Source organism: Streptococcus himalayensis, assembly GCF_001708305.1.
GTDB lineage: Bacteria > Bacillota > Bacilli > Lactobacillales > Streptococcaceae > Streptococcus > Streptococcus himalayensis.
Map to the genome: position 1 here is coordinate 475001 of NZ_CP016953.1, position 26859 is coordinate 501859.

36 protein-coding genes, 2 tRNA genes and 2 rRNA genes (1 of these 40 running past the window's edge) are annotated in these 26859 nt (G+C 41.1%); 1 reads left to right on the plus strand and 39 read right to left on the minus strand.

Annotated elements, in window-relative coordinates:
- From BFM96_RS02270 to tgt, 38 genes are all read right to left on the minus strand, one after another.
- Window positions 1-158 (minus strand): 23S ribosomal RNA (locus tag BFM96_RS02270) (it extends 2747 nt beyond the left edge of the window).
- 133 nt (window positions 159-291) lie between these two features.
- A tRNA-Ala gene (locus BFM96_RS02275) sits at window positions 292-364 on the minus strand.
- 54 nt (window positions 365-418) lie between these two features.
- Window positions 419-1966 (minus strand): 16S ribosomal RNA (locus BFM96_RS02280).
- The 16S and 23S rRNA genes sit together here with 1 tRNA gene alongside, the layout of an rRNA operon.
- A gap of 275 nt (window positions 1967-2241) precedes the next feature.
- Window positions 2242-2382 (minus strand): hypothetical protein, encoded by a 141-nt coding sequence (locus tag BFM96_RS11195; RefSeq protein WP_188595337.1) that lies wholly within the window; start codon window positions 2380-2382, stop codon window positions 2242-2244.
- A 24-nt stretch (window positions 2383-2406) separates the two neighbouring features.
- Window positions 2407-2877 carry a sigma-70 RNA polymerase sigma factor region 4 domain-containing protein gene (locus BFM96_RS02285; RefSeq protein WP_223245866.1) on the minus strand — a complete coding sequence of 157 codons (471 nt, stop codon included), beginning with the start codon at window positions 2875-2877 and terminating at the stop codon, window positions 2407-2409.
- A gap of 480 nt (window positions 2878-3357) precedes the next feature.
- Window positions 3358-3429 (minus strand) — tRNA-Glu (locus BFM96_RS02290).
- Window positions 3430-4012: 583 nt separating this feature from the next.
- Window positions 4013-5296: a gamma-glutamylcysteine synthetase gene (locus BFM96_RS02295; protein WP_068989782.1), complete on the minus strand. Its 1284-nt coding sequence runs from the start codon at window positions 5294-5296 to the stop codon at window positions 4013-4015.
- A 259-nt stretch (window positions 5297-5555) separates the two neighbouring features.
- Window positions 5556-5942 carry a 50S ribosomal protein L17 gene (gene rplQ, locus BFM96_RS02300; protein ID WP_068989785.1) on the minus strand — a complete coding sequence of 129 codons (387 nt, stop codon included), beginning with the start codon at window positions 5940-5942 and terminating at the stop codon, window positions 5556-5558.
- Between the two features lie 11 nt (window positions 5943-5953).
- Entirely contained in the window at window positions 5954-6892 is a 939-nt protein-coding gene (locus BFM96_RS02305) for a DNA-directed RNA polymerase subunit alpha (RefSeq protein WP_068989792.1), read from the minus strand.
- Between the two features lie 43 nt (window positions 6893-6935).
- The gene (gene rpsK / locus BFM96_RS02310) at window positions 6936-7319 is read right to left on the minus strand and encodes a 30S ribosomal protein S11 (protein WP_001118385.1); all 384 of its coding nucleotides are present in this window, start codon (window positions 7317-7319) and stop codon (window positions 6936-6938) included.
- A gap of 17 nt (window positions 7320-7336) precedes the next feature.
- Entirely contained in the window at window positions 7337-7702 is a 366-nt protein-coding gene (rpsM, locus tag BFM96_RS02315) for a 30S ribosomal protein S13 (RefSeq protein WP_005591288.1), read from the minus strand.
- A 17-nt stretch (window positions 7703-7719) separates the two neighbouring features.
- Entirely contained in the window at window positions 7720-7836 is a 117-nt protein-coding gene (gene rpmJ / locus BFM96_RS10780; protein ID WP_001808836.1) for a 50S ribosomal protein L36, read from the minus strand.
- Window positions 7837-7860: 24 nt separating this feature from the next.
- On the minus strand, window positions 7861-8079 hold the full coding sequence (gene infA / locus BFM96_RS02320; RefSeq protein ID WP_001029883.1) for a translation initiation factor IF-1: 219 nt from the start codon (window positions 8077-8079) through the stop codon (window positions 7861-7863).
- Between the two features lie 116 nt (window positions 8080-8195).
- Window positions 8196-8837: an adenylate kinase gene (locus tag BFM96_RS02325; RefSeq protein WP_068989795.1), complete on the minus strand. Its 642-nt coding sequence runs from the start codon at window positions 8835-8837 to the stop codon at window positions 8196-8198.
- A 118-nt stretch (window positions 8838-8955) separates the two neighbouring features.
- Window positions 8956-10260 (minus strand): preprotein translocase subunit SecY, encoded by a 1305-nt coding sequence (gene secY, locus BFM96_RS02330; protein WP_068989796.1) that lies wholly within the window; start codon window positions 10258-10260, stop codon window positions 8956-8958.
- Between the two features lie 12 nt (window positions 10261-10272).
- Complete coding sequence (gene rplO, locus BFM96_RS02335) at window positions 10273-10713, minus strand: 50S ribosomal protein L15 (RefSeq protein WP_068989799.1); 441 nt, start codon at window positions 10711-10713, stop codon at window positions 10273-10275.
- A 214-nt stretch (window positions 10714-10927) separates the two neighbouring features.
- A complete protein-coding gene (gene rpmD, locus BFM96_RS02340; RefSeq protein WP_006154793.1) occupies window positions 10928-11110 on the minus strand; it encodes a 50S ribosomal protein L30 in 183 nt (60 codons plus the stop codon).
- Window positions 11111-11123: 13 nt separating this feature from the next.
- Window positions 11124-11618 carry a 30S ribosomal protein S5 gene (rpsE, locus tag BFM96_RS02345; protein WP_068989802.1) on the minus strand — a complete coding sequence of 165 codons (495 nt, stop codon included), beginning with the start codon at window positions 11616-11618 and terminating at the stop codon, window positions 11124-11126.
- An 18-nt stretch (window positions 11619-11636) separates the two neighbouring features.
- Window positions 11637-11993, minus strand: coding sequence for a 50S ribosomal protein L18 (rplR, locus tag BFM96_RS02350; protein ID WP_145939702.1), 357 nt, complete (start codon window positions 11991-11993; stop codon window positions 11637-11639).
- Between the two features lie 86 nt (window positions 11994-12079).
- On the minus strand, window positions 12080-12616 hold the full coding sequence (rplF, locus tag BFM96_RS02355; protein ID WP_068989808.1) for a 50S ribosomal protein L6: 537 nt from the start codon (window positions 12614-12616) through the stop codon (window positions 12080-12082).
- Window positions 12617-12868: 252 nt separating this feature from the next.
- Window positions 12869-13267, minus strand: a complete 399-nt coding sequence (gene rpsH / locus BFM96_RS02360; protein ID WP_068989811.1) for a 30S ribosomal protein S8 — start codon at window positions 13265-13267, stop codon at window positions 12869-12871.
- Window positions 13268-13566: 299 nt separating this feature from the next.
- A complete protein-coding gene (locus BFM96_RS02365; RefSeq protein ID WP_001085697.1) occupies window positions 13567-13752 on the minus strand; it encodes a type Z 30S ribosomal protein S14 in 186 nt (61 codons plus the stop codon).
- A gap of 17 nt (window positions 13753-13769) precedes the next feature.
- Window positions 13770-14312 carry a 50S ribosomal protein L5 gene (rplE, locus tag BFM96_RS02370; RefSeq protein ID WP_003026536.1) on the minus strand — a complete coding sequence of 181 codons (543 nt, stop codon included), beginning with the start codon at window positions 14310-14312 and terminating at the stop codon, window positions 13770-13772.
- A gap of 23 nt (window positions 14313-14335) precedes the next feature.
- A complete protein-coding gene (rplX, locus tag BFM96_RS02375; protein ID WP_068989813.1) occupies window positions 14336-14641 on the minus strand; it encodes a 50S ribosomal protein L24 in 306 nt (101 codons plus the stop codon).
- A gap of 78 nt (window positions 14642-14719) precedes the next feature.
- Complete coding sequence (gene rplN / locus BFM96_RS02380; RefSeq protein WP_068989814.1) at window positions 14720-15088, minus strand: 50S ribosomal protein L14; 369 nt, start codon at window positions 15086-15088, stop codon at window positions 14720-14722.
- A 25-nt stretch (window positions 15089-15113) separates the two neighbouring features.
- Complete coding sequence (gene rpsQ / locus BFM96_RS02385) at window positions 15114-15374, minus strand: 30S ribosomal protein S17 (protein WP_000440801.1); 261 nt, start codon at window positions 15372-15374, stop codon at window positions 15114-15116.
- 23 nt (window positions 15375-15397) lie between these two features.
- Window positions 15398-15604, minus strand: coding sequence for a 50S ribosomal protein L29 (rpmC, locus tag BFM96_RS02390; RefSeq protein WP_068989816.1), 207 nt, complete (start codon window positions 15602-15604; stop codon window positions 15398-15400).
- 9 nt (window positions 15605-15613) lie between these two features.
- Window positions 15614-16027, minus strand: coding sequence for a 50S ribosomal protein L16 (gene rplP, locus BFM96_RS02395; RefSeq protein ID WP_068989818.1), 414 nt, complete (start codon window positions 16025-16027; stop codon window positions 15614-15616).
- Between the two features lie 3 nt (window positions 16028-16030).
- A complete protein-coding gene (rpsC, locus tag BFM96_RS02400; RefSeq protein WP_068989821.1) occupies window positions 16031-16684 on the minus strand; it encodes a 30S ribosomal protein S3 in 654 nt (217 codons plus the stop codon).
- A gap of 12 nt (window positions 16685-16696) precedes the next feature.
- Window positions 16697-17041, minus strand: coding sequence for a 50S ribosomal protein L22 (rplV, locus tag BFM96_RS02405; protein WP_068989826.1), 345 nt, complete (start codon window positions 17039-17041; stop codon window positions 16697-16699).
- Window positions 17042-17055: 14 nt separating this feature from the next.
- Window positions 17056-17334 carry a 30S ribosomal protein S19 gene (gene rpsS, locus BFM96_RS02410; RefSeq protein ID WP_000533765.1) on the minus strand — a complete coding sequence of 93 codons (279 nt, stop codon included), beginning with the start codon at window positions 17332-17334 and terminating at the stop codon, window positions 17056-17058.
- A gap of 98 nt (window positions 17335-17432) precedes the next feature.
- Entirely contained in the window at window positions 17433-18266 is an 834-nt protein-coding gene (gene rplB, locus BFM96_RS02415; protein WP_068989833.1) for a 50S ribosomal protein L2, read from the minus strand.
- A gap of 17 nt (window positions 18267-18283) precedes the next feature.
- Window positions 18284-18583 carry a 50S ribosomal protein L23 gene (locus BFM96_RS02420; RefSeq protein WP_068989835.1) on the minus strand — a complete coding sequence of 100 codons (300 nt, stop codon included), beginning with the start codon at window positions 18581-18583 and terminating at the stop codon, window positions 18284-18286.
- Window positions 18583-19206 carry a 50S ribosomal protein L4 gene (rplD, locus tag BFM96_RS02425; RefSeq protein WP_068989838.1) on the minus strand — a complete coding sequence of 208 codons (624 nt, stop codon included), beginning with the start codon at window positions 19204-19206 and terminating at the stop codon, window positions 18583-18585. Before rplD ends, BFM96_RS02420 begins: the two co-directional genes overlap by 1 nt.
- 24 nt (window positions 19207-19230) lie before the next feature.
- Complete coding sequence (rplC, locus tag BFM96_RS02430) at window positions 19231-19857, minus strand: 50S ribosomal protein L3 (RefSeq protein ID WP_068989843.1); 627 nt, start codon at window positions 19855-19857, stop codon at window positions 19231-19233.
- A 174-nt stretch (window positions 19858-20031) separates the two neighbouring features.
- Complete coding sequence (gene rpsJ / locus BFM96_RS02435) at window positions 20032-20340, minus strand: 30S ribosomal protein S10 (protein WP_018371344.1); 309 nt, start codon at window positions 20338-20340, stop codon at window positions 20032-20034.
- Between the two features lie 292 nt (window positions 20341-20632).
- Window positions 20633-21226, minus strand: coding sequence for a uridine kinase family protein (locus BFM96_RS02440; RefSeq protein ID WP_068989845.1), 594 nt, complete (start codon window positions 21224-21226; stop codon window positions 20633-20635).
- Between the two features lie 226 nt (window positions 21227-21452).
- On the minus strand, window positions 21453-22592 hold the full coding sequence (gene tgt, locus BFM96_RS02445) for a tRNA guanosine(34) transglycosylase Tgt (RefSeq protein WP_067088573.1): 1140 nt from the start codon (window positions 22590-22592) through the stop codon (window positions 21453-21455).
- A gap of 243 nt (window positions 22593-22835) precedes the next feature.
- Here tgt and BFM96_RS02450 point away from each other — a divergent pair, with 243 nt between their 5' ends.
- Window positions 22836-23666, plus strand: coding sequence for a DUF975 family protein (locus BFM96_RS02450; protein WP_068989847.1), 831 nt, complete (start codon window positions 22836-22838; stop codon window positions 23664-23666).
- Window positions 23667-23778: 112 nt separating this feature from the next.
- Here BFM96_RS02450 and BFM96_RS02455 read toward each other — a convergent pair whose 3' ends face one another.
- On the minus strand, window positions 23779-26610 hold the full coding sequence (locus tag BFM96_RS02455; RefSeq protein WP_068989850.1) for a G5 domain-containing protein: 2832 nt from the start codon (window positions 26608-26610) through the stop codon (window positions 23779-23781).
- Window positions 26611-26859: the final 249 nt, after the last annotated feature.

The window sequence follows — 26859 nt, forward strand, 5'->3', positions numbered from 1 at the left end:
ACAGTCATGGATAACATGCATTACATGTTGGGTTCCCCCATTCGGACACCCCTGGATCTTCGCTTACTTACAGCTCCCCAAGGAATTTCGTCGTTAGTCACGTCCTTCTTCGGCTCCTAGTGCCAAGGCATCCACCGTGCGCCCTTATTAACTTAACCTTATTTCTTAACCTAATTCTTTCAAATTAGAAAACTCATTAATTCACAGCGTTTTCGGTTTATTTTCTTGTTACTATTTGATATAGATATTCAATTTTCAATGTGCAAATCTCTACAACTGTCTCCAGTTGTATGGAGCCTAGCGGGATCGAACCGCTGACCTCCTGCGTGCAAAGCAGGCGCTCTCCCAGCTGAGCTAAGGCCCCACAAGACCTCTCAAAACTAAACATGACGACCAATATGCAGTTCCTTTTCCTTAGAAAGGAGGTGATCCAGCCGCACCTTCCGATACGGCTACCTTGTTACGACTTCACCCCAATCATCTATCCCACCTTAGGCGGCTGGCTCCTTACGGTTACCTCACCGACTTCGGGTGTTACAAACTCTCGTGGTGTGACGGGCGGTGTGTACAAGGCCCGGGAACGTATTCACCGCGGCGTGCTGATCCGCGATTACTAGCGATTCCGACTTCATGTAGGCGAGTTGCAGCCTACAATCCGAACTGAGACTGGCTTTAAGAGATTAGCTTGCCGTCACCGACTTGCGACTCGTTGTACCAGCCATTGTAGCACGTGTGTAGCCCAGGTCATAAGGGGCATGATGATTTGACGTCATCCCCACCTTCCTCCGGTTTATTACCGGCAGTCTCGCTAGAGTGCCCAACTAAATGATGGCAACTAACAATAAGGGTTGCGCTCGTTGCGGGACTTAACCCAACATCTCACGACACGAGCTGACGACAACCATGCACCACCTGTCACCTCTGTCCCGAAGGAAAACTCTATCTCTAGAGCGGTCAGAGGGATGTCAAGACCTGGTAAGGTTCTTCGCGTTGCTTCGAATTAAACCACATGCTCCACCGCTTGTGCGGGCCCCCGTCAATTCCTTTGAGTTTCAACCTTGCGGTCGTACTCCCCAGGCGGAGTGCTTAATGCGTTAGCTGCGGCACTGAGTCCCGGAAAGGACCCAACACCTAGCACTCATCGTTTACGGCGTGGACTACCAGGGTATCTAATCCTGTTCGCTCCCCACGCTTTCGAGCCTCAGCGTCAGTTACAGACCAGAGAGCCGCTTTCGCCACCGGTGTTCCTCCATATATCTACGCATTTCACCGCTACACATGGAATTCCACTCTCCCCTTCTGCACTCAAGTTAAACAGTTTCCAAAGCGTACTATGGTTAAGCCACAGCCTTTAACTTCAGACTTATCTAACCGCCTGCGCTCGCTTTACGCCCAATAAATCCGGACAACGCTCGGGACCTACGTATTACCGCGGCTGCTGGCACGTAGTTAGCCGTCCCTTTCTGGTAAGATACCGTCATACAATGGATTTTCCACTCCCATCGCTGTTCTTCTCTTACAACAGAGCTTTACGATCCGAAAACCTTCTTCACTCACGCGGCGTTGCTCGGTCAGGGTTGCCCCCATTGCCGAAGATTCCCTACTGCTGCCTCCCGTAGGAGTCTGGGCCGTGTCTCAGTCCCAGTGTGGCCGATCACCCTCTCAGGTCGGCTATGTATCGTCGCCTTGGTGAGCCTTTACCTCACCAACTAGCTAATACAACGCAGGTCCATCTGGTAGTGATGCAATTGCATCTTTCAAATGCTTACCATGCAGTAAGCACTATTATGCGGTATTAGCTATCGTTTCCAATAGTTATCCCCCGCTACCAGGCAGGTTACCTACGCGTTACTCACCCGTTCGCAACTCCTCCGCTCGGTGCAAGCACCAAGCTTCAGCGTTCTACTTGCATGTATTAGGCACGCCGCCAGCGTTCGTCCTGAGCCAGGATCAAACTCTCATTTAAAAGTTTGAGCTCTTCACTCATTCTGTCCACCGACAGATTTATTGTTTCTTGTGTTTGACTGACTAAGCTTTCGCTCAGTCGCCCTGCACATTGGTTCGTCTTGTTCAGTTTTCAAAGGTCTTTGTCGCTCTCTCGCGACAACTATCTTAGTATATCACCTATCCATTCCTTTGTCAACACTTTTTTTCTTTTTTTTTGTTTTTTTTTGAACTTTTTTCATTCTTTTCTTCCATTAATTCTAATTCCCCCTCTAAAACAACTTCCCTATCACCCCCTTACCTTTCTTCTTCTTGGAGACTGATTTCAATAATCTTTTCAATATAGGATCGATAACTTCTATAATCCATCCGTAAATGTAAGCCGCTTTTGTAATAATAGCCTAAATAGCTCCCTGCGTGTTTGTCGTATCTTTTCATTTCTTCTCCTTTCATCTCTACTACCTACTCCCAATCCGATAGGTACTCCCGTAACTCTCGTAGGAGTTCCCGGCGCCCCTTGAAGCGTTCATCGGCTATGAGGCGATCGTATCTTTCTTGAGAGGCTTGACTGAGGCTGGAGCGATACCGAGTCAACTCTGCCTGTAATAGATACTGATCATCTGGTAGTAATCCTCCTTGGGTTAACTTATGTCCTATCTCGCTTACTTCTTCATAGGCCATTCTGTTTAATTTTCGTTTTTGGCTTTCTTGTTTGCGGATAACATCTAGCACATGGTTGCGAAACTTTGTTTTATAGTAAACATACAATTTCTCTTCCCCTAACTCAGGGTATTGCTTGAGTAATTGATACAACACGAGCATCCCTTCTTGTTCCCAATCTTCTTGTTCCCACAACTGGACATAGTAGTCTTTTCGGCATCGTAGGACTATTCCTCTGACTTTGGCATACATAGCTTCAAACTGTTCCATCATTTTCTGTCTCACTTTCTTATTCTGTGAAATCAGTATAGCATCCTATGGAGCGCTTTAGGGGGTTTGCCCTCTTCTGTTTCTTAAACTCCCCCTAATGACAAGCACGTAGACAAAGTTAGACACTTCAGGCACAGTTTGGAGCAGTTCAGAGAAATGGTCTATGGGCAGAAGAAAAAACTGACCTTTGTACTTTAAGATTTAAATCCAACCAAAGTCAGTACATTTCTTGATAATCGGTGCAAAGCATCCAAAATCCTTTCTTTAAATACACCAAAGAATCTAGAAAAAAGCTCGTCAGAAACATCAAATGAAATGCTTTTAGTTATAGAAACGTTAAACTTTATGAAACGAATTCATCTTTTTTGAACATCGAAAAAGAGAAGACCAGATTAGTCCTCTCTAGATGCTCATTATAGATTACCCAATACAGTTGACAAGAGGTAAAAAAATCCACTTGAGATATCTCAAGCGGATTAGCAATAGTCCGTACGGGATTCGAACCCGTGTTACCGCCGTGAAAAGGCGGTGTCTTAACCCCTTGACCAACGGACCATGTATATATCATATCGAAAAAAAATGAAAAAGTCAATCTTTAATTTTCGAAATATCGAGAAAATTTTCTAAGATAGTTTCTCTGTAAATTTCAAACTGTTCATCTAAAATCTTTGGCATTCAAGCTTTTATTCAACTATAGAATCACAAACGCCAATATTTTTTCAAATCAACTACATATTATGTTCGCTACCTAATTGATTAACCAAAAATAAGCTAATACTGGATTGCTCAACCTGACAAAATCAGCACTCTTTTCTCACTTGCATAAATAATCATATTATCTTTCCTATTCTATCCTTGAATAAGCTGATGAGAATTTACCTGCGTTTAGATGCCGTTATATTTCCCAATTAACATAAAAAATATGTTTTCTTGATTTTCTACCTATTGCTAATAAATTAAACTTCAGCTAGTCGACAACAGAATATATTCTCTTTCCTTTACCTAAACTAATAAACCCCATAAGATTTCCTGTTTTAAGTAATTTTTGTATTACTCTTTTCTGCAAGAAAATCTTATGAGGTTTTTCATATTGAAACTTTTATGTACACTATCTATCACATGGCATTGCTAGTGATGACTAGTCACAGCAGCCTAATTGCTGAAATAGGGGAAATAAATAGCTCTCTTCTCCTTCACCTCGCCGTTTTAATCCATCACGACTCAAGTTTAATAAAGAGTAGGAAAATTGACGAATAGCCTCTTTTTCTTCTCTCTCTAATGTCCATTCAGAGAACTTTCGGCGTAATGATTTATAATCTCGACCAAATTGTTGAAAGAAGGGTGCTTCTTGCAGTAATACTTCCAATTGATCAAGTTCTATTAGGAGCCCTAGATGGAAAGCGGCTGAAGCGAATGTCCGATTAAACTGCTGCGTGCAGACGCTCCGAAATTCAATCGTTCCTCTCGTCGTTAAATCTTGATATTGATAGCTCCTATGTGTTAAAAAATCACGTTCAGATGGCTGAATCACCCGTTTTTCACCAGCTAGGTTAAAAGCTTCTATAGTTTCTTGTTCCAAATAGTTTGTCACTTGAATGGGGTAAAAATAATAACTTTCTCCTTCTCGTTCTGCTGTAAAAATAACAGAATGATCCAGATACTCGAAAAATTCATCCTCTGTTTTAAAATCACGCGGAAAAACGCCCACATTTTCTGAAAAAATACCATGCATAGAATCTTCCCAAAAGACATCTCGTGCAATTCTAGTCGTCCATTCTGAACCCCAAAATTCTGAATTAGCAAATAAGAAAGCCTTGGCTACTTCCACTTGATTAAAGGCATTTATCACTCGAAGATAATTCTTTTTCGTCACATCTAGTTGAACTTGGCTGCCGCAAATAAAGGCTCCATATTCTGGGTAGTCATGAAGAGAAGCATCCTGTACTCTTTGAGGTAAAGCAAGGTATTGCATCAGCATTTCATAACGCGGAGATGCCACTGGTCGATTGTCATTTTGAGCCCATTGGGGGTGAACTCCCCATCCTTCCAATTCATGGCCATGCACCCGTAGATAGGATTGAATTGTCGATAAATAAGCCTTAAATCGATTTTCAACCTCACCAATCACTCGAGCTTTCCCGAAAGCAAATTCTAAAATATTGTAAGAAACTTCAAAAAGAAGACAGTCCCCTGTCTGCGGACATAAAAGCTGGATGGGATTTCCATTTCTATCATACTTCTCAATAAGAAAATGAAATTCCTCTGCTACATGTTTCATCATCTCTTGGCAAACAGTAATATCCGTAGAGTCCGCTTTTTTATTGACAATCGGGAATTCTAGTTCAATTCCAATAAATAAATCCACATCGTCCTTTAAAGAAGTTGTATACCTCTCTCGTAATAGTTCTATTGAACGTTTCATAAAACTCTCCTGAAAACCTTTTTTCTATTATATCAAATATTTTAGTTTCTTACTAACTGTTTATGCTTTTTTATCAATAGAAAAAAGAAAAACACCTACTTACGAAATTGTTTTTCTTAAAAGCAATTTCGTAAACAAGCGTCTACGGAATGATATCAGATGATGAGTGTTCCCGCTGGGAAATCCCAGCGGTAGACCAGAGCTAGACTAAGAATGCAAATGCATTCCATCATCATAACACTCAACAAAATTGATGATCTTATACAAGTTCAATGATTGCCATTGGAGCAGCATCCCCACGACGTGGTTCTGTTTTAAGGATACGAGTGTATCCGCCATTACGCTCAGCATAACGAGGTGCTAATTCAGAGAACAATTTTTGAAGAGCTGTTGTTGATGTATATTTATCAGTAGCTTCATCATAGTTTTCTGATGCAATTTCGTTACGTACAAACGCTGCTGCTTGACGACGAGCGTGCAAATCACCACGTTTACCTAGAGTAATCATTTTTTCAACTGTTTTACGGATTTCTTTCGCACGAGCTTCAGTTGTTACGATAGACTCATTGATAATCAAATCTGTTGTCAAATCGCGAAGCATTGCTTTACGTTGTGAGCTAGTACGTCCTAGTTTACGGTAAGCCATGTATTCCTCCTTTATTTATCGTTTTTTAGGCCTAAACCAAGATCTGCCAATTTAACTTTGACTTCTTCAAGGCTCTTACGACCTAGATTTCTTACTTTCATCATTTCAGGCTCAGATTTTTCTGTCAAATCAAAGACAGTATTGATTCCAGCACGTTTCAAACAGTTGTATGAACGCACAGATAAATCCAATTCTTCAATTGTACGATCCAAGATACGGTCATCTGACGATTTATCAACCTCTTTCATCACATCGGTAGCCTTCGCTACTTCTGTCAAATCTGTAAAGAGATCCAAATGTTCTGTCAAAATACGTGCAGAAAGTCCTAGAGCATCTTCAGGGATAATCGTCCCATCCGTCATGATTTCAAGAGTTAGTTTGTCAAAACCATCATTGCTACCAACACGAGCTGGCTCAACTTGGTAATTAACTTTTTTCACTGGCGTATAGATTGCATCTACCGCAAGTGTTCCCACTGGTGCATCATCTGCCTTATTTTCATCCGCTGGAACATAACCACGACCAGTATTTACTGTCATGATTGCTTTAAAGTGTGCTCCTTCACTAATGGTAAAGAGATAATGATCAGGGTTTACAATTTCAATATCACTATCTGTCAAAATGTCTCCGGCGGTAATTTCCGCTGGACCTTCCACATCAAGCTCAATTGTCTTTTCGTCTTCGACGTAAGATTTTACAGCAATCCCTTTGACGTTCAAAATAATTTGCATCACGTCTTCACGGACTCCTGGAACTGTATCAAATTCGTGTAACACTCCTTCAATATTGATAGAAGTAACTGCTGCTCCTGGTAAAGAAGCAAGAAGGACACGACGAAGAGAGTTCCCAAGCGTTGTACCATAACCACGTTCTAGTGGTTCTACTACAAACATGCCATAATCTTTATTTTCATCAATTTTTGTTATATTTGGTTTTTCAAACTCAATCATTTAGTTACTCCCTCTTAAACGAAAAGCAGTGTAAGATTCTGAATTATACACGGCGACGTTTTGGAGGACGAGCACCATTGTGTGGTACAGGAGTCACATCACGAATTGCTGTTACTTCAAGACCAGCGGCAGCAAGAGCACGAATAGCAGACTCACGACCTGAACCTGGACCTTTTACAGTAACTTCAACTGATTTAAGACCGTGTTCTTGTGCTGATTTAGCAGCTGCTTCAGATGCCATTTGAGCCGCAAATGGTGTAGATTTACGAGAACCTTTGAAACCAAGGGCACCAGCTGATGACCAAGCAATTGCGTTACCATGCACATCAGTAATCATAACAATAGTGTTATTAAATGTAGCGTGAATATGAGCAATACCAGATTCGATATTCTTTTTCACACGACGTTTACGTGTTGGTTTAGCCAATTTTTTTACCTCCTATTTTATTTTTTCTTACCTGCAATCGCAACAGCTTTACCTTTACGAGTGCGAGCGTTATTTTTGGTGTTTTGTCCACGGACAGGAAGTCCACGACGGTGACGAATACCACGGTATGAACCGATTTCCATCAAACGTTTGATATTCAAGTTTACTTCACGACGAAGGTCACCTTCAACTTTGATTGCATCTACTTCGCGACGGATAGCGTCTTCTTGATCAGATGTCAAATCTTTCACACGAATATCTTCTGAGATTCCTGCTGCTGCAAGAATTTTCTTAGAAGTTGGAAGACCGATACCGTACACGTATGTAAGTGATACGACTACACGTTTGTCATTTGGAATGTCAACTCCAGCAATACGAGCCATGTTTTCTCCTTTCTAAATTATCCTTGACGTTGTTTGTGTTTTGGATTTGCTGGGCAAATTACCATAACACGACCATTACGGCGAATAACTTTACAGTATTCGCAAATTGGTTTGACCGATGGTCTTACTTTCATTTCTTATCCCTCCAATTTTTTCGACTATTTAAAGCGGTAAGTGATACGTCCACGTGTCAAGTCGTATGGACTCATTTCCACAGTAACACGATCTCCCGCTAAAATACGAATATAGTTTTTACGAATTTTACCAGAAACTGTTGCTAAAATCTGATGTCCATTTTCAAGTTCAACCGTAAACATAGCATTTGGCATGGTATCGACTACCTTACCTTCTACTTCAATCACATCGTCTTTTGCCACGCAAAAGTACCTCCCTAAATTTCGATTCGCACCTCTGCATACAGAGGTAACAATTATAAGTCAGACTATCTCATTTTACCACTACTTCGCCACTAATGCAAGTAGGAAAACCACTTTTATTGCAATTTTGTAAGGACTTTTTCGATATCTGCAAAGACTGTATCGATTTCTTGATTTCCTTCAATATCATGTACAAGACCTTTAGCACGGTAATGTTCGATAATAGGCTCACCTTGTGCAATATTCACATCTAAGCGGCGTTTGACAGTTTCTGGCTTATCATCTTCCCGTTGATAATAATCCTCTTCGTTGTAATCACCTGCAGGTGGGTTGAATACCTTATGGAAGGTTTCCCCGGTTTCTTTATGGATAATCCGACCGCTCAAGCGCTCTAATAGGCTTGCTGGGTCAACTTGAATGTTGATGACCCCCTCAAGCTCAATCCCAAGACTTGCAAGAGTTTCATCTAGAGCATGTGCCTGCTCAATTGTCCGCGGATAACCATCTAGTAAAAAACCGTGTGCCTTGATATCGTCCTGTGCCAAACGCTCTTTGACAATCCCATTGGTCACTTCATCTGGTACCAGTTCACCCTTATCAATGTAAGACTTGGCAAGTACACCCATCTCTGTTTGATTTGCCATAGCAGCACGGAACATATCCCCTGTTGAGATATGAGCAACATGAAATTTGTCAACAATTTTTGCTGCTTGTGTCCCTTTACCTGCACCCGGTAAACCCATAATCAAAAGATTCATGATTGTTCTCCTTATTTTGTTTTTAAAGAAAGCTATTCACTTGGAATAAATTTCTTTAAAAACAAAATAGAAGGCTGGGGATTCCAACGAATCCACAGCACTGCTATTTTTAATGTTTCTACTCAGTTTCCATAAAGCCAGTGTATTTCCGTTTAAGGAGATACCCTTCCAACTGTTTCATTCCCTCGATACCAGTCGAGATGATAATCAAAAGACTCGTACCTCCAAGAGCAATCGCATCTGAAAGTCCAAAAACATCTTTTGCGACAATTGGTAAAATAGAAATGAAACCTAGGAACAGAGATCCTACAGTCGCTAAGCGGCGAAGGAGTTTTGTCATATACTCTTCCGTTCCCTTACCAGGACGAACGCCATGGATATAAGCACCACTCTTTTGCAGATTTTCCGCTGTTTTTTCAGGGTTAATCTGTACAAATGTGTAAAAGAAGGTAAATAGAATGATCAAGAGTGCATACATGGCAATTCCGCTTGGAGTTGACGTTGCAAATAAGTCTTGAATCGTTCGTACCCATTGTCCATCATGTCCTGTTGAACGCAAAAATTGCAAAATAGCTGCCGGAGCGGCTGTAATAGAACTTGCAAAGATAACAGGAATAACTCCTGCTGGGTTTACTTTCAACGGAAGATAAGAACTAGAAGGTGCACCTTGCGCCCGTTTGGTATACTGAATAGGAATCTTATATTCTGCTTGTTGAACAAAGGTTGTAAAATAGATAATCAACAAAACTGCTACAACCAAAATGCTGACAAAGATAATGGAAGATTGAATCCGTTCACTTGGAACATTGACAAAGTAATCTTCATAGATTCCTTTAATCATACCAGGAATTGCAGAAACAATCCCGGCAAAGATAATCATGGATACGCCATTTCCATATCCCTTATCTGTGATTTGCTCTCCTAGCCAGGTCACAATCATGGATCCTGTCGTAAGAATCGAACCAATCAAAAGATAGGTCTGCCAGTTTGGAGTCGCCACTAATTTTGCACTCGATAGAGTGTGAAAACCAGCTGTAATCCCAATCGATTGCACAAAGGCAAGGACAAGGGAAATGTAGCGTGTCGCTTGATTCAGCTTTCGGCGTCCAACCTCCCCCTGTTTTCCCCACTCTACAAACTTAGGAACGATGTCCATCTGCAAGAGTTGCACAACGATAGAAGCTGTAATGTAGGGGCTGACTCCTAGTGCAAAAACCGAGAAATTTTTCATCGCATTTCCTGACACTAGGCTGAGCATATTCAAGAAGGATAGCCCACTCAAGGCTTCTAAACTCTTTGCATTCACTCCCGGCACAGTAATATTTGTTCCTGCACGAAAGACAAAAATGATGAATAGAGTAAAGAAGATTTTCGAACGGACTTGCTTAATTTTTAGAGCATCCTTTAATAACTTAAAAAACATAGGTCACCTCTCTTAGATGACTTCAACTGAACCACCTTTAGCAGTGATAGCTTCTTCAGCTGATTTAGAGAATTTAGCTGCTTTCACAGTCAACTTCTTAGTCAATTCGCCGTTACCAAGAATTTTAATTCCTGATTTTTCAGCTTTAACGATACCTGCTTCCACCAAAACAACTGGTGTTACTTCAGCACCATCTTCAAATACGTTCAATTGATCAAGATTTACAATTGCATACTCTTTTGCATTGATGTTTGTAAATCCACGTTTTGGAAGACGACGGAACAATGGAGTTTGTCCACCTTCAAAACCTAGACGTACGCCACCGCCACTACGAGCTTTTTGACCTTTTTGTCCGCGACCTGAAGTTTTACCGTTACCTGATGATGTCCCACGACCAACGCGGTTACGAGTTTTACGAGAACCTGTAGCAGGTTGCAATTCATGAAGTTTCATTTTTTCTTTCTCCTTATGTGTAAAATGCTAGCGCCTTTAGGCTGGGTAAGGCCTCAACCTAAAAACTCGCCTATACTAAATGATTGACAGCAAGCCGCAAAGATTTCTCTATGCGACTTCGTCCTGTGTTTATATAATGAAGTGCGCAAGTTTCAACTAGAAATAGATTATCTTTCTCTGTCACTCCCGCAAAAACAAGAATTTTATTCTTGCCTTATTTTACTTCTTCTACTGTTACTAAGTGAGATACTGCTGTGATCATACCACGGATAGCAGCGTTATCTTCTTTAATAACTGAGCTGTTCAATTTGCCAAGTCCAAGTGCTACAACAGTTTTACGTTGTGACGGAATGCGTCCGATTGGAGACTTAGTCAAAGTAATTTTAATTTGAGCCATGTTATCCCCTTTCTTAAGCCAAGTCAGAAACTGAAATACCACGAAGGGCAGCAACTTCTTCAGCGCGTTTCAATTGTTTCAATCCTTCAACAGTTGCACGAACAATGTTGATTGGAGTGTTAGAACCAAGTGATTTAGAAGTGATATCAGCCACACCTGCCAACTCGATAACGGCACGAACCGCACCACCTGCAGCAACTCCAGCCCCTTCTACAGCTGGTTTCAACAATACACGAGCTCCACCAAATTCAGATGTTACTTCGTGAGGAATTGTTGTTCCAACCATTGGTACTTCAATCAAGTTTTTCTTCGCATCTTCTACTGCTTTACGGATAGCTTCTGGTACTTCTTGAGCTTTACCAGTACCAAAACCTACACGACCGTTGCGATCTCCTACAACTACAAGAGCTGCAAAGCGAAGACGACGTCCACCTTTAACAACTTTTGTAACGCGGTTAATCGCAACTACGCGTTCTTCAAGTTCAACTGCATTGTCTTTAAATGCCATTTTTTAGTGTCCTCCCTATTAGAATTTCAATCCGTTTTCACGAGCTGCATCAGCCAAAGCTTTTACACGTCCGTGATATAGATATCCACCGCGGTCGAACACCACTTCAGTAATACCTTTAGCAACTGCACGTTCAGCAACTAGTTTACCAACAACAACGGCTTGTTCAGTTTTAGTTCCTTTTGAAACTTCTTTGTCAAGAGTTGAAGCGCTTGCGAGCGTTACACCCGCTACGTCATCAATTACTTGAGCGTAGATGCCTGTATTAGAACGGAATACGTTCAAACGTGGGCGATCAGCAGTTCCAGAGAGTTTTCCGCGTACACGTTTGTGGCGTTTTTGGCGGATTTTATTTTTATCTGGTTTCGAAATCACAATTTTCACCTCTTAATTTTTTTCGTGTGCTTTATGCACAGGTTAAATAGTACTGACGGAAGATTGAAACAATCAATCCATCAACCTTATTTACCTGTTTTACCTTCTTTACGACGAACGAATTCACCAACGTAGCGGATCCCTTTACCTTTATATGGTTCTGGAGCACGTAAGCTACGAACGTAAGCAGCTGTTTGTCCAACTACTTCTTTTGAAATTCCACTAACTACAATTGTAGTTGGGTTTGGAAGTTCAAATGTAATACCTGCAGGAGCTTCTACTTCATCTGGATGAGATTTACCAACAGCCAAGACAAGTTTTGTTCCTTGAAGTTGTGCACGGTATCCAACCCCACGCATTTCAAGTTCTTTTTTGAAGCCTTCTGATACACCAACAACCATGTTGTTCAAAAGGGCACGACTTGTTCCGTGGATTGTTTTCATTTCTTTTGAATCGTTTGGACGGTGAAGAGTTACTTCAGTACCTTCCACACGGATTTCAATATCTTGTGAGAACTCACGAGTAAGTTCCCCTTTAGGTCCTTTTACAGTTACCACACCGTTGTTTTGCGAAAGCTCAACACCAGCTGGCAATGTAATCACTTTATTACCAATACGTGACATATTTTTTCTTTCTCCTGTTAGATTATCAAGCCAATAAGGCTCGTTTTCACGGGAGCTTATGATACTAAGGACGTAAAGAGCAAAGCGAAATTAGGAAATCGACGATTGTTCGATGAACAAGAGAAGATTTATCTGCTTCGCACGGCTCTTAGTCCCTGTTTTCATCCGTAATATTCGGATGGAAAGTATCCTAAGCTAAGTTTCTATTTGATAAATGATTTGAACTCGGACTAAAATCCTCGTATCATTCTATTACCAAACGTAGGCGATTACCTCACCACCAACATTCTTTTGACGAGCTTCTTTATCAGTCAACAAGCCTTCAGAAGTTGAAAGGATGGCAATTCCAAGTCCGTTTAAAACTTTTGGAAGATCTTCACGTTTTTTGTAAATACGAAGACCTGGTTTTGAAACACGTTTCAAGTTTGTGATAACTTTTTCACCATTTGGTCCGTATTTCAAGAATACACGAATAACACCTTGTTTGTCATCTTCGATGTACTCAACGTTTTTTACAAAACCTTCACGTTTAAGAATTTCAGCAATTCCTTTTTTGATGTTTGATGCAGGCACTTCAAGCACTTCATGTTTTGCTTGGTTGGCATTACGAATACGTGTCAAAAAGTCTGCAATTGGGTCAGTCATAACCATTTTAAATTTCTCCTCTTACTAGTAGTTTGAAGTCTTCACTTGCTAGTTAATTTAGGATACAAAGAGCTCACAACCATTGAAAAATAGGACAATTAGTGTAGGAACAGTGCTCCTAGACAACTACCTTTTCAGAAAAGGTCATAGCTCGTGTTCAAATCAGCTAGTGTGATAATGTTGTATCTTATTTGAGCACGGACTAAAATCCTAGTGAAAAAGACAGTCCGCCTTGAGTTCTTAAAAAACTCTACGTCAGACTCCTATTTTCATACGGATTTTTTAATGTCCGTTGCATCATGTTATTACCAAGAAGCTTTGGTAACGCCTGGGATTTGTCCTTTGTATGCTAATTCACGGAAGCAAACACGGCACAATTTGAACTTGCGGTATACTGAGTGTGGACGTCCACATTTTTCGCAACGAGTGTAAGCTTGCGTAGAGAACTTCGCTGGGCGTTTGTTCTTAGCAATCATTGATTTTTTAGCCATTAGATTTACCTCCTATATTATTTTGCAAAAGGCATTCCAAGGCCTGTAAGCAATTCGCGTGACTCTTCGTCAGTGTTAGCAGTTGTTACGATAACGATATCAAGACCACGAGTCTTATCAACATCGTCAAAGTTGATTTCTGGGAAGATCAATTGTTCTTTCACACCAAGTGTGTAGTTTCCACGTCCGTCAAATGATTTTGTTGGCACACCATGGAAGTCACGAACACGTGGAAGTGATACAGTAACCAATTTATCCAAGAATTCATACATACGTTCGCCACGAAGGGTTACTTTTGCACCGATTGCAACACCCTCACGAAGACGGAAGCCGGCGATAGATTTTTTAGCTTTCGTGATAAGTGGTTTTTGTCCTGAGATAAGTGCAAGCTCTTCAGCTGCTTTTTCAAGATTTTTAGCGTTTGATACAGCGTCTCCGACACCCATGTTCAAAACGATCTTATCTACTTTTGGCACTGCCATAACGGATGAATAGTTAAATTTCTCTGTCAAAGCAGGAACTACTTCATTAAGATATTTTTCTTTTAAACGATTAGCCATGTTACTTCTCCTTTCCTTCGTGATTAATCAAGCACTTCGCCTGATTTTTTATTGTAACGAACTTTTTTGCCATCTACAAATTTGTAGCCAACACGTCCTGCAACACCATTTTTGTCAAGAACTTGTACGTTTGACACATGGATTGGTGCTTCTTTTTCAACGATAGCACCTTGAGGGTATTCGTTATTTGGTTTTTGGTGTTTTTTAACGATGTTTACACCTTCAACAACAACTTTGTTTACTTTTGGAAGAGCTGTAAGGACTTTAGCTTCAACGCCTTTGTCTTTACCAGCGATTACGCGAACTTTATCGCCTGATTTTACAAACATTGGTTTCTCCTTTTATTTCTTACGCCCACAAGGGCACCCTGAAAGAAATCCTTTCAGGGGACTGCGTTTGTTTTTTGATTAAAGTACTTCTGGGGCAAGTGACACAATCTTCATGAATCCACCCTCACGCAATTCACGTGCAACTGGACCAAAGATACGTGTTCCGCGAGGTGTTTTATCTTCACGGATAATAACCGCAGCATTTTCGTCAAACTTGATGTAAGAACCATCAGCACGACGAGCACCTGATTTAGTACGTACGATAACTGCTTTTACAACGTCACCTTTTTTAACCGCACCACCAGGAGTTGCTTGTTTTACAGATGCTACGATGACATCACCAATACTTGCGAATTTACGTTTTGAACCACCAAGAACTTTGATTGTCAAAATTTCGCGAGCACCGCTGTTGTCAGCAACTTTCAAACGAGTTTCTGTTTGAATCATTTCACTTTTCTCCTTTCAGGTTTGATTAGATGATGACCGCTTCTTCAACGACTTCTACAAGACGGAAACGTTTTGTAGCTGAAAGCGGACGAGTTTCCATGATACGAACGATATCGCCTTCTTTAGCGACGTTGTTTTCATCATGAGCTTTGTATTTTTTAGAGTAGTTAATACGTTTACCATAGACTGGGTGGTTACGTTTTGTTTCAACTACAACTGTGATTGTTTTGTCCATTTTGTCAGAAACGACACGTCCGACAAGAACTTTACGATTATTGCGTTCCATTGAAATTCTCCTTCCCTAGTCTATTATTTAACTTCTGATTGAACAGTTTTGATACGAGCGATTTGTTTTTTCACTTCTTTCAAGCGTCCTGTTTGTTCTAATTGACCAGCAGCTGCTTGGAAACGAAGTTCGAACAATTCTTTTTTCAATTCATTTTCACGCTTCGCGAGCTCTTCTTGAGAAAGTCCACGAAGTTCTTTAACAAATTCTTTTACTTCATTAAGTTTCATGTCTTCTCCTTACTCTGCTTCACGTTTTACGAATTTGCATTTCACTGGTAATTTGTGGCTTGCAAGACGAAGAGCTTCACGTGCGATTTCTTCTGAAACGCCAGCTACTTCAAACATCACTTTACCACGTTTAACTGGTGCTACCCAACCTTCAGGTGCCCCTTTACCAGATCCCATACGTACCCCGATAGCTTTCGCTGTGTATGATTTGTGTGGGAAGATTTTAATCCAAACTTTACCACCACGTTTCATGTAACGAGTCATCGCGATACGGGCTGCTTCGATTTGACGGTTTGTAATCCAGTGGCTAGTTGTAGCTTGAAGACCGTATTCACCGAAATCTACTTGTTTTCCGCCTTTTGCTTCACCGCGCATTTTTCCACGGAATTCACGACGGTGTTTAACACGTTTAGGTACTAACATTGGTTATTTACCTCCTTTAGTGTTTTTGCGAGCTGGAAGAACTTCCCCACGGTAAATCCATACTTTAACACCAAGTTTACCGTAAGTTGTAAGAGCTTCTTCCCAAGCGTAATCAATATCCGCACGAAGTGTGTGAAGTGGAACAGTTCCTTCAGAATATCCTTCTGCACGGGCGATATCAGCACCGTTCAAACGTCCAGATACTTGAGTTTTGATTCCTTTTGCTCCAGCACGCATAGCACGTTGGATTGCTTGTTTTTGAGCACGACGGAAAGCGACACGTTGCTCTAATTGACGAGCAATTCCTTCACCAACAAGGTGTGCATCCAAATCAGGTTGTTTGATTTCGATGATGTTGATGTGGACTTGTTTTCCAGTCATTTTGTTTAATTTGACACGAAGAGCATCAACGTTTGATCCACCTTTACCAATAACCATACCTGGTTTTGCAGTGTGAAGTGAAACGATGACTTTATTAACTGCGCGTTCGATTTCAATAGTTGAAACTGCTGCATCAGCCAATTCTTTTTGAACAAATTTGCGGATTGCAAGATCCTCATGAAGGTAATCCGCGTATTCTTTTTCAGCATACCATTTGGCATCCCAGTCACGGATGATGCCGACACGCATACCAATTGGATGTACTTTTTGACCCACGATTTTACCTCCTTATTTTTCTGCAACAACCACTGTAATGTGGGCTGTGCGTTTGTTGATTGGTGAAGCTGAACCTTTCGCACGTGGACGGAAACGTTTCAATGTTGGTCCTTCGTTTGCGTATGCTTCAGATACTACCAAGTTTGCTTTTTCCAAACCAAAGTTATTTTCAGCGTTGGCAATTGCTGAGTTCAATACTTTCTCAATAATGCCTGCAGCTTTGTTTGGAGTGAATTTCAAGATTGCGATTGCGTCAGCGACGTTTTTACCACGGATATTGTCAAGAACTAGACGAGATTTACGAGGTGAAACGCGCACTGTACGGGCCATTGCTTTAGCTGAAGTAATTTCTGCCATGTTTTTCTCCTCTCTTATCTACGTGTTTTCTTATCGTCAGCTGCGTGACCTTTGTAAGTACGAGTTGGTGCAAATTCACCAAGCTTGTGACCTACCATGTCCTCTTGGATGTAAACAGGTACGTGTTTACGTCCATCATAAACTGCGATTGTGTATCCGATAAAACTTGGGAAAATCGTTGAACGACGTGACCAAGTTTTGATTACTTTTTTCTTTTCGTCGTTTGCTTGAGCTTCAACTTTTTTCATCAAATGCTCATCGACGAAAGGTCCTTTTTTAAGACTGCGTCCCATTGTATATGTTTTCTCCTTTAAAATATGTACCACAGCGGCCTGCCTTGCAACTGCAAGGCTACCGAGCTGGCGGATATGCTTATGCTACTTGTAACAGATTATTTTTCGTTACGACGACGAACGATAAGCTTGTTAGATTTTGCTTTCTTGTTACGAGTTTTAAGTCCAAGAGCAGGTTTGCCCCATGGAGTAGATGGTGCCTTACGACCAACTGGTGCTTTACCTTCACCACCACCGTGTGGGTGATCATTCGGGTTCATAACAGAACCACGAACAGTTGGGCGAATACCTTTCCAGCGGCTACGTCCCGCTTTACCAAGGTTTACAAGTCCGTGTTGTTCGTTACCGACAACACCAACTGTCGCACGACAAGTTCCAAGAATCATACGAACTTCGCCTGATTGCAAACGAACAAGTGTATATTTACCTTCTTGTCCCAATACTTGAGCAGATGCTCCAGCAGCACGAACTAATTCTCCACCACGACCTGGTTTCAACTCGATGTTGTGGATAAGAGTACCGACTGGAATATTTGCAAGTGGAAGTGCATTTCCGACTTTGATATCTGCTTCAGGACCTGAAACGATACGTTGACCGACTTCAAGACCTTTAGGAGCAATGATGTAAGCTTTCACACCGTCAGTATAGTGCACAAGTGCAATATTAGCTGAACGATTTGGATCGTACTCGATTGTTTTTACGACTGCTTCAACAGCGTCTTTATTCCGTTTGAAGTCAATCAAACGGTAGTGACGTTTATGTCCGCCACCTTGGTGACGAACGGTGATACGACCGTTGTTGTTACGACCAGCTTTGCTCTTCAATGAAACAAGCAAAGTTTTTTCTGGAGTGCTAGTAGTGATCTCAGCAAAATCCAAAGAAGTCATATTACGGCGACCATTTGTAGTTGGTTTATAAACTCTGATTCCCACGATATTTCCTCCTTAGATTATTCTGCATCAGCAGCTGCAAACAACTCGATTGCTTTTGAATCAGCTGTAAGCGTGATGATTGCTTTTTTCGTTTTAGAAGTAAAACCAGTATAACGTCCAACACGTTTTGCTTTTGGTTTTACGTTAATAGTGTTCACATTTGCAACTTTTACACCTTCAAATGCTGCTTCAACAGCTTGTTTGATGAGAAGTTTGTGAGCACGAGTGTCTACTTCAAAGACATATTTGCCTGCTTCAAGCTGAGCCATTGAGCTTTCAGTGATGACAGGCTTTTTGATTACGTCATACAAATTCATTATGCAAGAACCTCCTCAATTTTAGAGATAGCTGCTTGAGTGACAAGAAGTTTGTCTGCATTTGCAATATCAAGAACGCTTGCAGTTGTAGCAGTTGCAACTTTTACGTTTGGAAGGTTACGAGCTGAAAGTGCTGCGAATTCATTTCCTTCTTCAAGAATTACAAGAACTTTTGTATCAATGCTAAGTGCTGCAAGAACTTTTGCAAATTCAGCAGTTTTTGGAGCTGTAAATGAAAGGCTGTCAACCGCTACAAATTTGCTGTCAGCAACTTTTTCTGAATACACAGATTTAAGTGCCAAGCGACGAACCTTTTGTGGAAGTTTGTAAGCGTATGAACGTGGAGTTGGTCCGAAGACTACGCCACCACCACGCCATTGTGGAGAACGGATAGACCCTTGACGAGCACGTCCAGTTCCTTTTTGACGCCATGGTTTGCGTCCACCGCCTGATACTGCAGAACGGTTTTTAACAGCGTGAGTTCCTTGACGAAGGCTCGCACGTTGGCTGATGATGACATCAAACACAACTGCTTGGTTTGGTTCGATACCAAAAACTGCATCGTTAAGAACTACTTCACCAGCTTGTTTACCAGTTTGGTCAAATAATGTTACGTTTGCCATTGTGACTGATTTCCCCTTTCTTTATTATTTACCAGCTTTAACTGCTGATTTGATGGTGATAAGAGATTTCTTAGCACCTGGTACGTTACCTTTGATAAGGATAACGTTTTTCTCTGGAACAACTTGTGCAATTTCAAGATTTTGAATTGTTACACGGTTGCCACCCATACGTCCTGCCAAGTGTTTGTTTTTAAACACACGGTTTGGCGCAACTGGCCCCATTGAACCAGGACGACGGTGGTAACGAGAACCGTGAGCCATAGGTCCACGAGATTGTCCGTGGCGTTTGATAACACCTTGGAAACCTTTACCTTTTGAAGTTCCTGTTACATCAACAACATCTCCAGCTGCGAAAGTGTCAACTGTGATTTCTGCACCTACTTCCAAGCCTTCAATGTTTTTGAATTCACGAATGAAGCGCTTAGGAGCCGTGTTAGCCTTAGCTACATGTCCTTTAGCAGGTTTGTTGCTCAATACTTCGCGAAGGTCATCAAAACCAACTTGAACTGCGTTGTATCCGTCTGTTTCAACTGTTTTTACTTGAAGAACAACGTTTGGAGCTGCTTCAACAACAGTTACAGGGATTAATTCGCCAGCTTCAGTGAAGATTTGAGTCATTCCCACTTTTTTCCCTAAGATTCCTTTTGTCATGAGAAAATGTTTCCTTTTCTATAAAGTTATTCAAAAAGTTTTTAACGAGCGTTTTTTATGCTCAAATCAAGATACATAGGACTTGGGCGAACAAGGCAAAACAAGAAAGTTCCTCAGAAGCCCTAAGACTTCAAGGACATATAGTGTTTTACACCATCCGTAGTCCATGTTCTATTACAATTTAATCTCTACGTTAACGCCACTTGGTAAATCAAGTTTCATAAGAGCATCAACTGTTTTTTGAGTTGGGTTCACGATGTCGATCAAACGTTTGTGAGTACGCATCTCAAATTGTTCGCGAGAGTCTTTATATTTGTGAGTCGCACGAATGATTGTGTAGAGGCTACGTTCAGTTGGAAGTGGGATTGGTCCTGCAACTTCTGCACCTGTACGAGTAGCTGTTTCTACGATTTTTGCAGCTGCTGTATCAAGTGTACGATGTTCGTACGCTTTCAAGCGGATGCGGATTTTTTTGTTTGCCATCTTTTTCTCCTTTTCGTCTATTTAAGATAATAGGCTAGCTCCACAAGAAAACCGACAAGTGATTGCGTGGCAATGCAACCGAGCGTGTCGCAACCTCTTGTATCAAAGCTACAGCCGTATTTTTCACGGCACCATAGTAGAATAACACAAAGAACTAGAGATTGCAAGGGTTTTGCTTGTTTTTTTCGAAGAAATTTAATGAAATGGCTTTCTTAGTTGAAAATGCAAAAAAAGGCGGACAGAAATCGGAATTTCATAGTCACCGATTGCTGCCACACCTTTATTTTTACTACTAGAAAGCTCGGTTTCTTTTGATGACAAACTGATTGTCAGATTGACAAATGAGAACATCTGCTTGAGTTTGGTAAGGTTCGTAGTAAATTCTGTATTGGTTTCGTCGCTCCTTTTCCATTGCTTTGACGAATTCTCGACTGCGATTACGGCGAGAAACATCTCGCTCCAATCGTCTGGCGAGTGATGTTTCTTCGTCCGTATATAGGTAAATTCTCATATCAAACAAATCTGGTGACAAAAAAGCAACAGACATCCCTTCCACGATGAGAATTGGCTTTTTTCCTGACAAACGCTTGCTCGGTTGCCAGTCTTTTCCAATCGTCAAAATATTTAAACCAGCTTGCAGAGCTTTTATATCACGCTCTAAACTGCCCAATTCATGAGCAAGAGACATACAAGCTGTCACTTTCTGATTTGGAAATGCCCGAGGTGCCACTAAATCACGCACCGAACCATCTAGGACATAGACATTCGTTTCTAACAGATTGGCTCTCTCTTTGCCAATCAAGGCCCAAAGCTCCTGTGCTGGCACGCTTTTCCCTGAACCGCCATGACCATAAATTCCAAGAGTTTGTAGGTCCCTCTTATCCATTTTCTGGTAGAGAACGTTTAGCAGAACGTGGACAAACCCTACTAGAGATAGAAAAATTTTTATTTTTGGAGTTAACTACCATATAACAGAAATTCTTAGAAATGCTGATATAGCTGTATTGTTAAGAGTTTTTTTATTTCTCAAGTAAAAGAAAAAAGATTGAAGAAAATTGTCCAAAATGGACTTTTTCTTCAATCTGAGTTTAGAAAGACTTCTTTTTCCATGATTAAAAATTACGTTTTGAACTGTTGTAGCCATAACGCTCGATAAAGTCTTCACGGAATTCCAAAAGATTGTCATCCATGATTGCCTGACGAACATTCTTCATGAGCTTAATCAAGAAGTAGAGATTGTGGTAGCTAGTCAAGCGAATACCAAAGGTTTCGTCTGCCTTGAGCAAGTGACGAAGATAAGCCCGCGTATAGTTGCGACAAGTGTAGCAATCACAATCATGGTCAAGTGGGGTGAAATCTTCTGCAAATTGAGCATTTTTCACTACCAAACGACCCTCGCTGGTCATACAAGTCCCATTTCTTGCAATCCGTGTCGGCAAGACACAGTCAAACATATCTACTCCACGAATTACCCCATCAATCAAGCTATCTGGTGCCCCCACTCCCATAAGATAACGTGGTTTATTTTCTGGCAAGAGGGGCGTTGTGAAATCAAGCACCGCATTCATCTCTTCATGCGACTCACCAACAGCCAGACCACCAATCGAATAGCCTGGAAAATCCATGCTCACCAAATCATGGGCAGATTGACGACGAAGATCTTCAAAACCAGCTCCCTGCACAATGCCAAACAAGCCTTGGTCATGTGGACGGCGATGTGCTTTCAAGCCACGTTCAGCCCAACGACTAGTCCGTTCGATTGATTTTTTCACATAATCATAGGGCTGGTAGAACTGCGGGCATTCGTCAAAACTCATCATAATATCACTTCCGAGATTATTTTGAATGGAAATCGCCTTTTCTGGTGATAGAAACATTTTTGAACCATTAAGGTGGTTCTTAAAAGTGACCCCTTCTTCAGTAATATTTCGGCTATCCGCTAACGAATAGACTTGGAAACCACCACTATCTGTCAAAATAGCTTGGTCCCAGTTCATAAATTTATGCAAACCACCTGCACGTGCAATCAACTCATCCCCTGGACGAAGCCAAAGGTGATAGGTGTTGGATAAAATAATGCCTGAACCCATTTCTTTGAGCTCCTCAGGCGACTGGGTCTTAACCGTTGCCTGGGTCCCAACTGGCATAAACATAGGTGTTGGAAAGGTCCCGTGTGGTGTGATAATCTCCCCCAAACGAGCCCCTGTGTGCTTTTCTTTTTTGATCAACCGATATTGAATAGGTGATGTCATTGCTATACCTCCGACTCTGGGAAAGACAGTCCCAGATCTTTTTTATACTTACAAACCTCAACCTGTCAACTTTCAACTATCCCTAGGTTAATCTCAAAACAGATTGAAGATGAAGTATGTTCTTCAGCCGACTTTGCCGACTGAGTTCTGTATGATTGTATCAAAAATCTTAAAAAATAAAAAGGCTTTTCCTTAGAATGGGCAATTTATGATATACTAGAGGGAAAGAAATGGAGGTTTTCGATGGATATTCGTGCCATTCGAGCAGAAGCTCGTCAAGTTCAAGCGACAGTAAAAGGCATTCGCTTACTCTTTCTAGTCCCAATTCTCACTACTATTTGCTCATCCTTGTTCAATTTTTTTAGTCCCAATGTTTTCTCTGTTCAGAGCCAATTGCAGCCACAGACTTTCTTCAGTCTCCTCTTCAATCGGTCTCTCTTTCCAATCGTCATCAATTTTGTCCTTTTGATTTTTATCACTTCTGCTTTCTCAGCTTTATCGGAAGTTCTACGCGGGAAACAAAAGGAAGTGAATTTTCAAGATTCGATTCGTCTATTTCAAGGAGATGTGTTTGGAGCTGTTTTTTCGACCCTCTTTGTCAAACGATTTGTCCTCTTTCTCTGGAGCTTGGTTGCTACGATTGGCCTCTTTCTAATTTGCTATTCAAGTATTGTAATTCTCAATCTTGCCTTTTCCTATCCTAATGGCATTCCTTTGGCCTTAGAAGGGCGTTTTGGAGAGCTGGGAAATTATTTGATAGCTGGATTGATCCTGATGTTCATCGGTTTAGCCATTAGCATTCCTCAAATCTATGCCTATTCCCAAGTGGAATTTATCCTTTGTGACCAATTAAAATCCAATCACTATCAAGGCCCTTGGGCCATCCTAAGAGCAAGCCGCCGAATGATGAAAGGATACAAAGGAAGTCGATTTATCCTGGATCTGAATTTCATAGGCTGGTATATCCTATCTAGCTTTACCTTTGGTATTTTAGCTATTTATGTATATCCTTATATATATGCTAGCCACGCTATTTTTTACGAACACTTAAAAGCTAAACAAGCTAACCTATAAAAAGAGAGAGCTCATTTGTGAAAAGAACCACTTCTAATGAACTGTATAAAAAGGTCTATACTGTTCATATCAGAAAGTTCTTTTCATTTTGAGACTCTCTTTTTTTGCTTATTTAATCTTCTTTCTTACGAGTGCGAATCCAAGTTGCAACTCCTGCCATTAAGACACCTACAAAATGGACAAGACTGGAAGCTTCACCTGTTTTTGGCAAACTGGATAGCTTCTTATCTGAAGAAGAGCCATTTTTGTTCTTCCTTATATCTGCCATTTTTTGGATCTTATCCATATCCTTATCACCTATCGATGGAGCATGCATGCTATTTTCCCTTGATAGGTTCTGATTCGATCTTTGCTCCAATTGAGACTTGTCATTTTTTTCTTCTTTTGGAGAATTAGATGGAGGATTATGATTGACATCATCTGAAATTTTAGGATTGCTTTCCTTTGGCGGTTGAGGCAATTGCCCATCACTTTCTGGGGGCATTGGCGAATTTTGAGGATTTTTAGGTAGTGGGGATTCTGGAACTATAAGTTTTTCCTTTTTCGGAGCTGAAGGTTGCCCTTTTTCAGATTTCACTGGAGGAGTTTTTGGAACCTCTGGTACTTTGGGGGCTGGTTGTTGTGGAATTGGATCTACCTCTGGCTGAACTGGAGGCATTTCTGGAACCTCTGGTACTTTGGGGGCCGGTTGTTGTGGAATTGGATCCGCCTCTGGTTGAACTGGAGGCATTTCTGGAACCTCTGGTACTTTGGGGGCCGGTTGTTGTGGAATTGGATCCGCCTCTGGTTGAACTGGAGGCATTTCTGGAACCTCTGGTACTTTAGGGGCCGGTTGTTGTGGAATTGGATCCGCCTCTGGCTGAACTGGAGGCATTTCTGGAACTTCTGGTACTTTGGGGGCCGGTTGTTGTGGAATTGGAAGTGGCGTAGCGACTTTCGTACCAATCTCAACAATCTGAGTTACAGCTTCTTTCGTGACTGTATTTGACAACACTCTGCGCGATAATTCCTTGTCACCTTGGGTTTTGATTTCTTCAATAATCGTCCGTTCCCCTTTTACGCCAAAGACTTTCACTCGACGTTCACCTTGTGGTAACTCTGGATTTGATTCTTCTTGTACCCCAAATGGAATTTCTTCCGTTCGTGCTTCTTGAATTGTTTTAATAGCTGGAGTTAATGGAGTAAGCGGTTCAGTTTTTCTTTCTTCCTTAGTACCAACTTCGACAATCTGAGTCACCGCAGGTTTCGTAATCATCTCAGACACCTTTGTCCGTGACAACTCCTTATCTCCCTGTTTTTTGACCTCTTCAACAATCGTTCGGACACCCTTTACACCAGCAACTTTCGTTCTACGCTGACCTTTTGGCAACTCTGGATTTGATTCTTCTTGTACCCCAAATGGAATCTCTTCGGTTTTAGTTTCCTTGATTGTCTGAACCACAGATGTCAACGTGGTCAAGGGACCTACCTGCTGTGCTTGCAGCTTCTCAAACAAATTCTCAAATTTCTTTTGTTTCGGATAGATATCCTCTGCTAGGAAATGATTAAAATCAGCAAATTTCCCCGTTTCAATCGTTGCATAGGGAGTTCCTGTAAACATGGACTTGAGAATCTCTTCTAACTCTGTATTATTCGGATATTTCCGACGTTTTTGCTCCAATTCACGCGCAATTCGTTCAACTTCTCCAAACTGCGTCACAAAGTAAAGATTATCTCGAATCCGACGCAGTTCCTGATCGTTTGTATCTGGCGATTTTAGCTTCTCAAAGGTATCTGTATAGGCTCCTAATAACTCTTTAATGTCTTGCCACACACGCATACTTGTCCCATAAAGACTTGGATCGGTCAATTCTGGTAATGTTCTGAGCGTTTTAAGAATCTCTTTCGCTTTTTTTAGCGTGCCCTTTTCTTCTGCCTTTAAATCTTCAAGGTTTTTTTGTTTGGCATCCGCTAAAACGCTATCTAGTTGACTTTCAACCTGAGCTTGCTCTAATCGTTCATTTAATGCTACGCGATGGTCCGCAGTCAAGAAACCAAGAGCTGCAATCTCTTTTGCAATTTGCTGACGTTTGTCAAATATCACTTTATTGTTAGCTGATCGAGTATCTGCCTCGCGTAAAATAGCCTCAACCTCTTCGACGCTAGATCCATTTTCAACTCGATTGACAAAATCCGTACGCTCTTGAGGGTCAAGATCATTTTTCCCGAGTAGCTCTCTTCTAGCCTCTTCCTTTTTCTGTTTGAGCATTTCCTGTGCTTTGACTGCTCCTACAGCCTCCGCTTGAAGAGTATCTAATTCTTCCTTACTCTTAGCATTTTGGATTTTTTCCAAATAACTATTTTTTAGAGCTGTTGGAAGCGAAAGCTTTTTAACAGCTTCTTGTACAGTCTTTTTATAAACAGCTAGATTATTTTTGGCTTCGACCTCTTCATAACTCTTTTGAAATTCTTTTGTCAGCTCCTCATAGTCTTGCTTTTTAGCAACTTCCTCTAGTCTTTTTATATAGTCAGGACCAGCATCTTTTAAAATATTTTTTGCCGTTTCCAATGTCTGCTTCAATAGCTTTGCGTAATCCTCTGCAACCGCATGTTTGTAATTTTGAAATTCTACATTGTTATCAGAAGAATTCGCCTTTGCGACCAATTCATCCTTGATGGACTCAAGCGTTTGTACCTCTACATCTTTAAAATCCTTTTCAACAATTTCCTTTAGTTGTGAAAATGCCTGTGATTTCTCTATCGTTGCATAAGATTTACTATAGCCTTGACGACCTGTATCGTGATTTGCTAAAGCCTTTAGTTGCTTATACAGGGTTTTCAAGTCTGTCTTTAACTGGGTATGTTGGTCTAACATTTCTGCAGAAACTCGTACAACAGGGGAAACCTGAGGTACGGCTGATAAAAGTGCCACACTAGTAGCCACTAGACAAAATTGTTTTTTCATATCTATGTCTCTCTTTCTAAGCTCTCACGAACTACCTTCTAATCGCTCTCATTATACATGAGACGAAAGCTTCAAACAAACCTAGATAAAATACAGATAATAGCCTTTTCATAGACTTTTTTGAAAAACATAGATGATTGATAGAAAAGGTTCCTCTAGTACGAACATTTCTTATCTAAGCTGTCCTTCTACCATTTTTCCCCGTACAATCATTCAGGTGTGTATTTTGTGTAAATTTTAACGAGCTAT

What these genes read in the sequence shown, in the direction of transcription:
- BFM96_RS11195 (WP_188595337.1), bottom strand. Translation starts at nt 2,382, where the DNA reads ATGAAAAGATACGACAAACACGCAGGGAGCTATTTAGGCTATTATTAC.
- BFM96_RS02285 (WP_223245866.1), bottom strand. Translation starts at nt 2,877, where the DNA reads ATGATGGAACAGTTTGAAGCTATGTATGCCAAAGTCAGAGGAATAGTC.
- BFM96_RS02295 (WP_068989782.1), bottom strand. Translation starts at nt 5,296, where the DNA reads ATGAAACGTTCAATAGAACTATTACGAGAGAGGTATACAACTTCTTTA.
- rplQ (WP_068989785.1), bottom strand. Translation starts at nt 5,942, where the DNA reads ATGGCTTACCGTAAACTAGGACGTACTAGCTCACAACGTAAAGCAATG.
- BFM96_RS02305 (WP_068989792.1), bottom strand. Translation starts at nt 6,892, where the DNA reads ATGATTGAGTTTGAAAAACCAAATATAACAAAAATTGATGAAAATAAA.
- rpsM (WP_005591288.1), bottom strand. Translation starts at nt 7,702, where the DNA reads ATGGCTCGTATTGCTGGAGTTGACATTCCAAATGACAAACGTGTAGTC.
- rpmJ (WP_001808836.1), bottom strand. Translation starts at nt 7,836, where the DNA reads ATGAAAGTAAGACCATCGGTCAAACCAATTTGCGAATACTGTAAAGTT.
- BFM96_RS02325 (WP_068989795.1), bottom strand. Translation starts at nt 8,837, where the DNA reads ATGAATCTTTTGATTATGGGTTTACCGGGTGCAGGTAAAGGGACACAA.
- secY (WP_068989796.1), bottom strand. Translation starts at nt 10,260, where the DNA reads ATGTTTTTTAAGTTATTAAAGGATGCTCTAAAAATTAAGCAAGTCCGT.
- rplO (WP_068989799.1), bottom strand. Translation starts at nt 10,713, where the DNA reads ATGAAACTTCATGAATTGCAACCTGCTACAGGTTCTCGTAAAACTCGT.
- rpmD (WP_006154793.1), bottom strand. Translation starts at nt 11,110, where the DNA reads ATGGCTCAAATTAAAATTACTTTGACTAAGTCTCCAATCGGACGCATT.
- rpsE (WP_068989802.1), bottom strand. Translation starts at nt 11,618, where the DNA reads ATGGCATTTAAAGACAATGCAGTTGAACTTGAAGAACGCGTAGTTGCG.
- rplF (WP_068989808.1), bottom strand. Translation starts at nt 12,616, where the DNA reads ATGTCACGTATTGGTAATAAAGTGATTACATTGCCAGCTGGTGTTGAG.
- rpsH (WP_068989811.1), bottom strand. Translation starts at nt 13,267, where the DNA reads ATGGTTATGACTGACCCAATTGCAGACTTTTTGACACGTATTCGTAAT.
- BFM96_RS02365 (WP_001085697.1), bottom strand. Translation starts at nt 13,752, where the DNA reads ATGGCTAAAAAATCAATGATTGCTAAGAACAAACGCCCAGCGAAGTTC.
- rplE (WP_003026536.1), bottom strand. Translation starts at nt 14,312, where the DNA reads ATGGCTAATCGTTTAAAAGAAAAATATCTTAATGAAGTAGTTCCTGCT.
- rplX (WP_068989813.1), bottom strand. Translation starts at nt 14,641, where the DNA reads ATGTTTGTAAAATCAGGCGATAAAGTTCGCGTAATCGCTGGTAAAGAC.
- rplN (WP_068989814.1), bottom strand. Translation starts at nt 15,088, where the DNA reads ATGATTCAAACAGAAACTCGTTTGAAAGTTGCTGACAACAGCGGTGCT.
- rpsQ (WP_000440801.1), bottom strand. Translation starts at nt 15,374, where the DNA reads ATGGAACGCAATAATCGTAAAGTTCTTGTCGGACGTGTCGTTTCTGAC.
- rpmC (WP_068989816.1), bottom strand. Translation starts at nt 15,604, where the DNA reads ATGAAACTTAATGAAGTAAAAGAATTTGTTAAAGAACTTCGTGGACTT.
- rplP (WP_068989818.1), bottom strand. Translation starts at nt 16,027, where the DNA reads ATGTTAGTACCTAAACGTGTTAAACACCGTCGTGAATTCCGTGGAAAA.
- rplV (WP_068989826.1), bottom strand. Translation starts at nt 17,041, where the DNA reads ATGGCAGAAATTACTTCAGCTAAAGCAATGGCCCGTACAGTGCGCGTT.
- rpsS (WP_000533765.1), bottom strand. Translation starts at nt 17,334, where the DNA reads ATGGGACGCAGTCTTAAAAAAGGACCTTTCGTCGATGAGCATTTGATG.
- BFM96_RS02420 (WP_068989835.1), bottom strand. Translation starts at nt 18,583, where the DNA reads ATGAATTTGTATGACGTAATCAAAAAGCCTGTCATCACTGAAAGCTCA.
- rplD (WP_068989838.1), bottom strand. Translation starts at nt 19,206, where the DNA reads ATGGCAAACGTAACATTATTTGACCAAACTGGTAAACAAGCTGGTGAA.
- rplC (WP_068989843.1), bottom strand. Translation starts at nt 19,857, where the DNA reads ATGACAAAAGGAATCTTAGGGAAAAAAGTGGGAATGACTCAAATCTTC.
- rpsJ (WP_018371344.1), bottom strand. Translation starts at nt 20,340, where the DNA reads ATGGCAAACAAAAAAATCCGCATCCGCTTGAAAGCGTACGAACATCGT.
- BFM96_RS02440 (WP_068989845.1), bottom strand. Translation starts at nt 21,226, where the DNA reads ATGGATAAGAGGGACCTACAAACTCTTGGAATTTATGGTCATGGCGGT.
- tgt (WP_067088573.1), bottom strand. Translation starts at nt 22,592, where the DNA reads ATGACATCACCTATTCAATATCGGTTGATCAAAAAAGAAAAGCACACA.
- BFM96_RS02450 (WP_068989847.1), top strand. Translation starts at nt 22,836, where the DNA reads ATGGATATTCGTGCCATTCGAGCAGAAGCTCGTCAAGTTCAAGCGACA.
- BFM96_RS02455 (WP_068989850.1), bottom strand. Translation starts at nt 26,610, where the DNA reads ATGAAAAAACAATTTTGTCTAGTGGCTACTAGTGTGGCACTTTTATCA.